This is a genomic window from Holospora undulata HU1, from assembly GCF_000388175.3.
Classification (GTDB): domain Bacteria; phylum Pseudomonadota; class Alphaproteobacteria; order Holosporales; family Holosporaceae; genus Holospora; species Holospora undulata_A.
Genome location: NZ_ARPM03000160.1, coordinates 1 through 10,190, shown reverse-complemented (window position 1 = coordinate 10,190; position 10,190 = coordinate 1). Strand labels below are relative to the sequence as shown.

At 35.4% G+C, this 10,190-nt stretch carries 9 protein-coding genes; 3 read left to right on the top strand and 6 right to left on the bottom strand.

The window, feature by feature from the left end; all coding sequences use genetic code 11:
• Positions 1-220: 220 nt before the first annotated feature.
• Together K737_RS11480 and K737_RS04765 are read right to left on the bottom strand one after the other, a co-directional pair.
• Positions 221-343, bottom strand: coding sequence for a hypothetical protein (locus K737_RS11480; RefSeq protein WP_023491531.1), 123 nt, complete (start codon positions 341-343; stop codon positions 221-223).
• Between the two features lie 817 nt (positions 344-1,160).
• A complete protein-coding gene (locus K737_RS04765; RefSeq protein WP_006289969.1) occupies positions 1,161-2,279 on the bottom strand; it encodes a DegT/DnrJ/EryC1/StrS family aminotransferase in 1,119 nt (372 codons plus the stop codon).
• A 330-nt stretch (positions 2,280-2,609) separates the two neighbouring features.
• Here K737_RS04765 and K737_RS04760 point away from each other — a divergent pair, with 330 nt between their 5' ends.
• The gene (locus K737_RS04760; protein WP_006289968.1) at positions 2,610-3,215 is read left to right on the top strand and encodes a hypothetical protein; all 606 of its coding nucleotides are present in this window, start codon (positions 2,610-2,612) and stop codon (positions 3,213-3,215) included.
• A gap of 225 nt (positions 3,216-3,440) precedes the next feature.
• Here the strand turns inward: K737_RS04760 and dnaX are convergent, their stop codons facing one another.
• Positions 3,441-5,027 (bottom strand): DNA polymerase III subunit gamma/tau, encoded by a 1,587-nt coding sequence (gene dnaX, locus K737_RS04755; protein ID WP_006289967.1) that lies wholly within the window; start codon positions 5,025-5,027, stop codon positions 3,441-3,443.
• Between the two features lie 12 nt (positions 5,028-5,039).
• Positions 5,040-5,741: a polyprenyl diphosphate synthase gene (gene uppS / locus K737_RS04750; RefSeq protein ID WP_023491528.1), complete on the bottom strand. Its 702-nt coding sequence runs from the start codon at positions 5,739-5,741 to the stop codon at positions 5,040-5,042.
• Positions 5,742-5,951: 210 nt separating this feature from the next.
• Here uppS and K737_RS04745 point away from each other — a divergent pair, with 210 nt between their 5' ends.
• Together K737_RS04745 and K737_RS04740 are read left to right on the top strand one after the other, a co-directional pair.
• Positions 5,952-7,280 (top strand): MFS transporter, encoded by a 1,329-nt coding sequence (locus K737_RS04745; protein WP_006289965.1) that lies wholly within the window; start codon positions 5,952-5,954, stop codon positions 7,278-7,280.
• Positions 7,281-7,300: 20 nt separating this feature from the next.
• The gene (locus tag K737_RS04740; RefSeq protein WP_024161471.1) at positions 7,301-7,603 is read left to right on the top strand and encodes a ribosome-binding factor A; all 303 of its coding nucleotides are present in this window, start codon (positions 7,301-7,303) and stop codon (positions 7,601-7,603) included.
• 51 nt (positions 7,604-7,654) lie between these two features.
• Here K737_RS04740 and K737_RS04735 read toward each other — a convergent pair whose 3' ends face one another.
• Both K737_RS04735 and K737_RS04730 read right to left on the bottom strand, forming a co-directional pair.
• Positions 7,655-8,323 (bottom strand): hypothetical protein, encoded by a 669-nt coding sequence (locus K737_RS04735; protein ID WP_006289963.1) that lies wholly within the window; start codon positions 8,321-8,323, stop codon positions 7,655-7,657.
• Positions 8,324-8,459: 136 nt separating this feature from the next.
• Positions 8,460-10,043, bottom strand: coding sequence for a peptidoglycan D,D-transpeptidase FtsI family protein (locus tag K737_RS04730; RefSeq protein WP_161630438.1), 1,584 nt, complete (start codon positions 10,041-10,043; stop codon positions 8,460-8,462).
• Between the last annotated feature and the right edge of the window lie 147 nt (positions 10,044-10,190).

Below are 10,190 nucleotides of genomic sequence, written 5' to 3'. Positions count from 1 at the left end.
CAAGGGGGCTCAGGTGGATCAAAGATAAACTCTTATTCTTTGATTTCAGCGATCTTTTAAACTACCTGAAAAAAAGTGAGGGGGAGTATGGAGCTATAGCTTAAAAAAGACTTTTCGTACGTAGAAGCAAGCAAATAAAAGCGAAGTCAGTATCAAGAATCCATAAAATATATAGCGTATTCAAGTCTTGTATATACCAAATCAAACTGAAAATGTTGGACTAATGCTTTTTGGCAGTCTTTGCTTGTAGGGCTTGATCCAAGATCAGGGGAATGCTAGGCGTCTTTGGATAAGCGTCTTTAAGCTGATCAAAAAACCTCCACAAGGTTTCTAAGGATACCACCCGTCAAATCCAAGGGCTCCCATCAGGTTCATTCTCCGGCGGTGTGTCATCACTATTGAATAAAAGGCTTCCTGCTTGGCTGCCTTTGCGGGCAGTCTTTTTGGCTTTTTAAATGAAAAATTATGGGCGTGCAACGTCTTGTCTTGGCAGCCATAGGGTTCAAGAACATAAGCCGCAAATATCGCTTGCTTTCATATACGCTATGGCTTTCCAAATGTGCGATAAGTTCTGCTGTTTGTGAAATATTCCGCTTGCTCACAGAGCCCTTGCTTTACACCATTAACTTTTGATCTTTCTTATACTCCTCGACTGATCGTCAATCAAAAGAGCTTTAGCAATTTGACGATAGCTCCACCCTTTGTCGGACAACAAAACTGCCTTAATCCTATTTGCTACGCGTCGGTCTTTTCTTGCGGATGCTGCGTTCTTAACGCAACACGATCTTCTTCTGTCAGAAATCTTTGCATAAGAAAAATTATTAACACATATAAATTAAACTTTTAAACAATTTCATTTAGCATGAGTATATAGTATTAGTTTGAATTAGATTCTGGTGTATTGAAGGAGTTTTTAGATACAAGTAAAGACTATATTTACGCATAAAATCCATCTAAAAGACGCTAAAATAATATTTGTTTCTTCTTTAGACCATATGCGTAAATATGATTTTATGTAAATTTTATGAAAAGGTGGGGATTAACCGTCCAAAGTAAGTTCCCATGTTGCTAAGATACGCAAAGATTCAGAAACATTCAAGAACATCTGAATGTTTGTTTGGCCCAACACTATTTTCTAGGTGCTTCTTTTCATCCCCCCTTCAGCAAACACATTTTTTTATCGCTTGAATAACGCGATCTGCTTCATCCATATACCCACTCATAGGCAGACTTAATACATTTTTAGATAGCGCTTCGCATTGAGGTAAACTCTCCCCCGTTGCTGTAGGATAATTTTTATAGGCACTTTGAAGATGCAAAGGTTTTTCGTAATATATCACGCTAGGGATTTCTACATCTTTCAGCCTTTTCATAAGCGTACTGCGACAAACTTCATCAGGTAAACGCACTGTGTACTGAGCCCAAGAAGATGTAGCTTCTCTATGGTAAACAGGAACGTGTAAAATATCCTGCATCCCTTGCTGGTAAGCGTCTGCAATCTTTTGACGCGTCATTAGCTCATCAGGAAAAACTTTCATTTTTTCTATCAAAATTGCTGCTTGAATAGTATCTAAACGGCAATTTACTCCGATACGTACGTTGTCGTATTTTTCTTTTCCTTGTCCGTGTACACGCAACGACCTAATAATGGAAGCAAGATCGTCGTCGTTGGTGAAAACTGCTCCACCGTCTCCGTAGCATCCTAATGGTTTTGCAGGAAAAAAACTGGTTGTGGCAATATCACCAATAGTTCCTACTTTTTTTGTTTTGTATGTTGCGCCAAAACTTTGTGCAGCATCTGCAATAATCCATAAACGATGTGCCGTTGCTATTGCTTGAATTTCATCATAATCTGCCGGGTGACCAAATAAGTCTACAGGAATAATTCCTTTTGGCGTTAATCCTAAGCGTTTAGCGTGAGAGATTCCTTGCTCGAGGCTTTGCGGATCCATATTATAGCTGGATTCTAGAACATCAATAAATACCGGAACCGCCCCCCTCCACGCGACGACTTCAGCAGTAGCAGCAAAGGTAAAAGATGGAACGAAAACAGCATCTCCTGGTCCTACCTGATATGCCATCAATCCTAGGTTTAATGCGTCAGTTCCGTTAGAACACGTAATGGCATGCTTAACATCACAAAAATTTTCTAGTTGTTTTTCCAGTTCATAAACTTCAGGTCCCATGATGAAAATTCCGTGATCTAAAACACGCTTAATCGCGCTATCAATATCAGAACGCAACCGCTCTAATTGAGCTTTTAAATTAATAAATTGCATACCCCACCTCTTTTCTAAGCCAATTGACAGATTCTATCATACTTCTTTACCTAAACTAAACCACCGAAAAATTTTGAATATGTGATAAATTTTGTGCTGAACACTGTACTAAAACAGTACAGTGTAGAGGAAAATTAAATAATAAAGGATATTACTTTTTTCAATTCAATTAAATTCATGTATAAAAAAAATTAATATGAACGAAATACTTGTATTTAATGCATAAAAACATAATGTAGTATCACAATCTAATGAAGTGTAAAAATATTTATAATAAATTAATTTTTTTATTTTACAATAACAAAGTAATTTACTAACATCAATTTTATAATGAAAAAATTTTATTTAATTTTATGCCTGTTAAGCGCTTATGTATGTTCTGCAGATCGAGCCAAATCCCCCGAACTAATTGAAATAAAAGAAGTTCTAGAGAAAACGTTTGATGAAAAAAGAAATCTTCCGTTGATAAATTTTGAAAATTTTATCGAGAATAAAAAAGATTCTGTTGCCTTAAAGGAAAGAATGCAGTATAGATCAGATAATATAACAATACTGAAAAACATATTAAAAGATCTTTATGAAAATGCGAAAAAAATACCTCAACAAAACCTTGATTATTTAAACGTTAAAGATCTAACAGCTCTGAAGAAAAAAGTTATTTCTGCTATAGAACAAGCAATGGATTTTCAAAAACGACCTATCCTTTCTGAGATAGAAAAAACTAAAATCGCTCAAGAGTGTGCAGAACACACTAAAAACGAAGGAAACAAAGATAATAAGGTTTCTCGATACATCAATGCACTTAATAGGTCTCTCAATATATTTTGGACAAATATAGAAAAAAGTATGAGCTCTATTGACGAACAAAATGCAGAAAGTACCGAAACCGAAGATTCCAAAGATTCCAAATATTCCAAATATTCCGAAGAGGAATAATAATTTAAAAAGCAATAATTATTTACTTCTATAAAAAAAAATTTAAGAATAAAAATTGGACTTTTGTTTAGGACGAAAGTGAAGATTGCTCAAATCTTCGTTTTTTATAGCTCTCCCCTAAGCTAAGGTCTATCTTTATTTTTTTCTAAATTTTCTAAAGGTGGACCACAAAACACACCAGTTATATTTTTTTAGCGTCTACTACTGTACACGCACGGAACTTACTTATTCGTCTAATTTTAGCCCGGGAAAGACACTTTGCATTTTTTGTACCAATGGATGCTTTAGAAGTTGTTCTGTTTGTTGAGTTTTTTGACGTAGTTCTTGACTTTCCCAACTTACTGTCGAATCTTCTGGGGCTTGAACATAAACAGATATCTTTTTACCAGCCCAACGAGAAACTGCTTCTGCTACACGTGTAATCCACTGAGCTTCTGGAGATTTTTCATGTAGCCAATACAAATAAATTTCATTCTCATTCCCTTTGAAAAAATTTGTATTCTTCATCAGTTGCGCTCCTAACAAATCTTCTCGTTGCTGACTTAGAAAATGAAGAAAGTCACGAAAATCTTCTTGACTGGCCATCGTTTTTTTTCTATCGGATTTTTTATCAGAACTATCGGATTGAACGTTGGAATCAGATATCTGTGCTTGGCTAAGCGCATGGCCACTCCATACATCTAAAATGTGCTCCAAATTTGGTAAGCTTTTCATGTGGGCCATACGAATCAAAAGCATCTCTAATGAAATAAAGGGAAACATACTTTTTTCTAATTCTTCAAACCCTTGGACAATACACTGCCATAACGCCGTAATATCCGAAATTCCAAAATAAGAAGTCAGCGATGCCCAATCTTCCTGAGATCGATTTCTTGCAGAAAACTGTTCTAAAACAATACGGTACAACCCTTGGGCAATTTGTTCTAACAACCGTCTTGGGTCCACCCCTTCATAATAAAGCTGCTGCACATGGACCAATAAAGCAGAGATATCTTGTTTTCCTAAAAGACGTAATGTTTCATGGACTTGAGCGTATTGAGGAAGCCCCAACATTTTTCTTATTACCGATTCTTTTAACTCTTTTCCAGCTAAAAGAATTGCTCGCTCTAGTAAAGAAAACGCATCTCGAATGCTTCCTTCTGCATGTTGAACCAATAAATCATACACAGCATCTTGACAAGAAATGTTCTCTTTTAAGCAAATAGTTTTTAGATACGACTTTAGCTCTTGGTCTTCTAGTCGTCTTAAATAAAACTGCTGACATCGAGAAATAATAGTTTTTGGAATTTTATGAGCTTCTGTAGTAGCAAAAATAAAACTTACATGAAGCGGAGGTTCTTCCAAGGTTTTAAGAAGCGCATTAAAAGCACTTTTAGAAAGCATATGTACTTCATCAATAATATACACTCTATAAGAAGCTCCACTTAAAGAGCGGTAATGGCAGCTTTCCAATAAGCCACGAATATCATCCACCCCTGTGTGACTAGCAGCGTCAATTTCTTGAATATCAAGATGTGTATCCAAAGAACAACTTTGGCAAGAAGCGCACAGACCGCACGGCTCTAAGGGAGAAATGCTTCGCTGATTATCAAGTTTATGACATGTTAAAGTTTTTGCAATTAACCTTGCCAGGGTTGTTTTTCCTATACCGCGCGTTCCAGTTAACAAAATCCCTCCTGGAATCTTGGGTTGACTTAACGCGTTTTGAATCATTTCTACAAAAGGGTATTGCCCAACCACCTCTTTAAAAAAGTTTGGACGATACTTGCGCGCTAAAACACGATAATGGGATAAAGATTCTTGGGAAGACAACGATCTAGTGCCTCATAATAAATTGCCATACCGTCGATGGCGTTGTTGGTAAGTGGAAATTGCTTGAGCCAAATGTTCTTTTGTAAAATCTGGCCAATACGTATCTAAAAACAGAAGTTCAGAATAGCTTAGCTGCCATAACAAATAGTTACTCAAACGAACTTCTCCCCCGGTACGAATCAAAAGGTCTGGATCAGGCCAAGGAGCAGTTTCTAAAACTCTTGAAAAAGCCTCACAAGTAATGTCGTCTACCCCCATTTCTTGTTTTGTACATTTTTCTGCTAACACCTTAACAGCACTAACGATTTCTAAACGAGACCCGTAATTCATAGCAACCTGAAGCCCAAGACGATCATTATCTACCGTCAGATCTTGAGCCCATTGAATCAAATCCTGCAACGAGCTGCTAAAGCGTGTTTTGTCTCCTAAAATACGAAGGCACACCCCTTCTTCATGAAGCCTAGTGGTTTCATTTTTTAAGTAATCTTGAAAAATACTAAAAATAGTCCCTACCTCTTGCAAAGGTCGTTTCCAATTTTCTGTAGAAAACCCATAAACCGTCAAATATCGCACTGAATTTTCTAGTGCAGCTATTATAACATTTCGTAAAGTTTCTGCACCTTTTACATGCCCAACAGACCGGTCTAACCCTTGAGCTTCCGCCCAACGACCGTTACCATCCATAATGATGGCAATATGCAACTCTGATTTCAATGATTTAATATATTAAATGAAAATCTAACACCCATTGTAAAGATTTTTTTAGAAAAAATCTACTACAAACATACACAATATTTTAGTACTTTTTTTTACAATCATTCTTTATTTTTAAGGCAAACCAATGTGATTAGAATATAAGGGATTTTGATCTTTTGAGATTTTTTCTTATAATGGTCTAAGCTGTTGTTTAAGGAGGGCATAAAAATGCAAAAAAATCACCATCATAAATTTCATCTTTATGCACTTTGGGTTTGGTTGTTTACCAGTTTGTTTTATGGGTTTCAATTTTTTTTACGCAGCTCTCCTAATGCATTAGCACCTCAACTGATGGAAGAGTTTCGTATTGATGCACAAACCTTGGGAATTTTTTCTTCTGTTTATTATTGGACTTACGCTTCTTTACAAATTCCTATAGGGATGTTCCTTGATTTATTTGGCCCTAAAAAAGTTTTGCGTGTTGGGATGCTTACCTGTATTACAGGGGCGTTTTTGTTTGGGTTTTCTCAAAATTTTTCTATGGCTATTATTGCTCGCAGCCTTATCGGAGCAGGAGCAGCAGTATCGTTTGTGGGAAGTATTCGAATGAATACCTTGTGGTTTAAGCCAACCTATTTGGCGTTCATTGTAGGGTTATTGTCAGCGATCGGAAAAATTGGAGGAGCGTGTGCAAATTTTGGCCTTCCCTTAATGGTACAGTGGATGAATAGCTCATCGCACAATGAAACTTACGTTTGGAAAAAAATTATCCTGTTTCTTAGCTGTATAGGATTAATTTTAGCGGCTTTAGTATGGGGGATAGGAAAAAACGGTCCAAAAGATGTTTTTGTTCCTGCCATATCTCAATGGAATTGGAAAAAAATTCGCGCAGAATTTCTTTGTGTTGCAAAAAGAAGATCTATATGGATTTTAGGAGCTTATGGATATGCTTTGTACCTTACTCTTTCTGTTTTTAGTGACACATTTTCCATTGGGTTTATAGAACGGTGGTTGGGAATTCCTGTTAAACAAGCTAGCAAACTTTCTGCATTAGTGGCTGTTGGTTCTAGTTGCGGAGCTCCTTTGCTTTCTTTTTTATCTGATTTTTTTAAAAAACGAGTATTTTTTCTAAAATTATCCGCAACGTGTGTTTTAGGATTAAGCAGTTTGATATTTTTTGGACCTTGTGTTTCTTTTTGGATTGCTGCTTTTTACCTTTTTGCTTTTGGATTTTTTTCAGGAGGGCAAATTCTTGTTTTTGTTACCGGATCTGAAAGTGGCCCAAGTCGTCTTGCAGGACTTTCTGTTGGTATGATTAACGCAATCTTAATGTTAAGTGGTGCCCTTCATAATCCTATCGTAGGATACTGTATTCAATTATCTTGGGACGGACAATATCAGGAAAATCATCCGTTGTACACATTGTACAATTATCAAATGGGGTGCCTTGCTATTTATGTATTTTTTGTGATAGCATTCATACTGAGTTTTTGTTTAAAAGAATCTCATCCCAGCAGAACGCATAGTAAAAATACTTACGAAGTTCCATTGTCTTGAAAGGGTTTATAAGGAATAGCATGTTTGTTGACCAAAAAGATCAGCGTAGAAAAAAGTTAGAACATTTGATTCATCAGGAGATCGCTCAAGTTTTGTATCATATTTTGTGTTCTGAGCATAGTAAAGAAGACTTAAGAGTTACTGTGATGGAGGTCCACTCTTCTAAAGATTTACGAAAGGCAGATGTATTTTTAAGTACAAGTTCTCCAGAAGCATTCAACATGATTCGCCAAAAAAGTGCTAAAATTCGTTTTATTCTTGCAAAAAGGGTCAGTTTGCGCAGGATGCCAGAAATTAACTTTTTGCCTTGGGCTGAGGGGTAAAAGGATTTTAAATTTTTTTTACTGAAATTAGAGAAAAAGAAGAGAGAATACCTAGTAATCTTCCTGAAATAGATTTCTTCGGTCGTAAGTTTTTAGTAAACGATTTTCTTCTTCTAGTTCTTTATTTAAGTGTCTGACTTGTTCTTGGAGTTTTTCTAGATTTGTTTCAGTAACGTTTGTTTCTGGAAAATTTATTTCTGCGTTAATGACATTTATTTTATTTTTTATTTCCTTTATTTTTTGGTTTGAAAAATCTATTAATCTATTTGTTTTTTCTAATTTTTCTAAGTACTGAATGTACTGTCTTGATTCTTTTTCACTAAAATTTTCCTCTTTACTAAAATTTTCTATTCTAAAATCAAAATATTTTTCAGGCTCAGAAAAAATAATTCCTCCTTTTCTGGAAAGTAACTTTTTTTTCGCCTGTTTTAATTTAATTTTTAAGATACGAATACGTTGTTTTATTTTTTTTCTCAAAGCAAGAGATGTTTCTTGGTAAAGACTTTGCCTAATTAATGACAATTCCTTTTCCAAATCACGTATATACGATTCTAGACACTTTTTTTCTTCATTAGAATAAATCTTTTGAGACAAAAGCGCACCACTTTTAAAATTTTTTTTAATTTCACTGTTAGAAAAAGCAGTTTTTATTTCCAAAACTTCCAAAAAAAGTCCTAACTTAAAACTAAAAAAAATAATATTTTTTGTACAGTTAAGCACGACACAGCCCTTACACCCCTTTGTGCTTAGATACCAAAATTTAAAACCAAAGTCAATTTATAAATGTTGTTAATTCTTCAAAGCATTTGAGCAATCAAATTAAAAACAATTTTTTTCAATAATTAAAAAATTATTTTTACTTTTTTTCTTTTTCGCCAGTATTATCGATGATTCCTAAAAATCCAGAAATTTTTTCGATAATGCTTCGCACGACAGGAGCAGCGATCCACCCTGCAGTATGATAATAATGCGTTGAGGCATTTCCTTTTGGACGGTCAATAGTAATTAACAACACGTAACACGGTGAAGGCACCGGAAACACTGCCACACAGGATGTTAAGTTTTGGTGCTCTTTGTACCTTCCATTAACTAAGATGTTAGCTGTTCCAGTTTTAGCACCTACTCTACAATAACTTGTTTTAACTTTTTGTGCCTGCCCTGTATTTACTGCCATCTCCATTATTTGCCAAAGAGTTTTAGAAATTTCAGGAGATTTTAAAACAGAAGGTAAAGCAATCGCTTTATTGTGACGTTTTAAAAGCGTTAAAGGAACACGCATTCCCTGATTTAACAATATTTGAAGGCTTTGAACGATATGTAAAGGCGTGATGGAAAAACCGTATCCGTATCCTGCAGTTATAGATCGCGCCTTAGACCAATTTTTTGGGATAATCGGCAGTGCATATTCCGAAAGTTCTAGTTTGATCGGGTGAAAAAAAGAAAGTTTAGAAAAGAATAATTTTTGCGCTTCTTCCCCTGATTCTATAGCCATTTTTCCATTGACGATGTTAGAAGAATACAAAAACCCTTCCTTAACAGTCATTGGGCGACACTTGCCTTTAAAATCTTTTACTAAAAATCTTCCAATTGCCAAGGGATGCGTTGCATCAAAAATACTTTCTAACGTTCCCCTTTTTTCCTCTAAAAATAACGCTAAATTATGAATTTTTAAAATCGATCCAAATTCATAAACTCCACTGGTATTTCGATTTAGCGTGTACTCGCAGTGCTCTTTACTTTTCAAATTGGAATTAAAATCTGGAAGAGACACCATAGCCAAAATTTCTCCTGTATGAATGTTAGCTAAAATTCCGTTTCCTCCACGTGCCTGAAAAGCTTTCATGCAAGCTAAAATTTCTTTACGTAGCACGTACTGCATTCGCGTATCTACAGACAAATAAATAGCAGTTTTTTTATGTTTTTGATCTAATATGATATCATTACACCCCTTTTCAATACCAGAAATTCCTTGCTGATCAATATCAACCGCACCTAAAACATGGCTGAATAAATTCTCGTAAGGGTAGACGCGTTTTTGAGTTTTAAACAACTCTAGCCCTTCAATTCCTAAAGCTAAAATTTTAAGACGCATTTTGGGAGACAGCTGACGACAAATCCAAACAAAAGGTTTTTTAGAAGTCAAGCGCTGATGCAATTCTTTTTTAGAAATAAAAGGCAATACACTGTGAAGTTCTTGCACAGCTTCTTTTACGTTCATAATTTTTTTAGGATTGGCTGCCAACGCAAAACTTGGTAAACTGTGTGCAAGAACTTTTCCTTGTGCGTCCAGCAAGACCCGCCTTTCCATAGAGTATTCTAAAGCAATTTTGGCTTTAGAACGAAGCGCAATACTGACCCAGCACAATCTAAGTACCAAAACCCCCATTCCCACAAAAGATGCCTGAATAAACCACAAAAGACGATTTTGGACTAAAGCCATTGCGTCCCGCCCATGAAAAATAAAATCGTGAAACATGACATCTATTTAAGTTAAGGGCATCTTACAAATTTTAGAAAAATCTTTACTAAAAAACAACACAGAATAATAAATTTCCAATTTTTTATATTGACCTCAGCATATAATTTT

Excerpts from the sequence above, each read along its gene's own strand:
- K737_RS04765 (WP_006289969.1), bottom strand. The coding sequence starts at position 2,279 with ATGCAATTTATTAATTTAAAAGCTCAATTAGAGCGGTTGCGTTCTGAT.
- K737_RS04760 (WP_006289968.1), top strand. The coding sequence starts at position 2,610 with ATGAAAAAATTTTATTTAATTTTATGCCTGTTAAGCGCTTATGTATGT.
- K737_RS04745 (WP_006289965.1), top strand. The coding sequence starts at position 5,952 with ATGCAAAAAAATCACCATCATAAATTTCATCTTTATGCACTTTGGGTT.
- K737_RS04740 (WP_024161471.1), top strand. The coding sequence starts at position 7,301 with ATGTTTGTTGACCAAAAAGATCAGCGTAGAAAAAAGTTAGAACATTTG.
- K737_RS04730 (WP_161630438.1), bottom strand. The coding sequence starts at position 10,043 with ATGGCTTTAGTCCAAAATCGTCTTTTGTGGTTTATTCAGGCATCTTTT.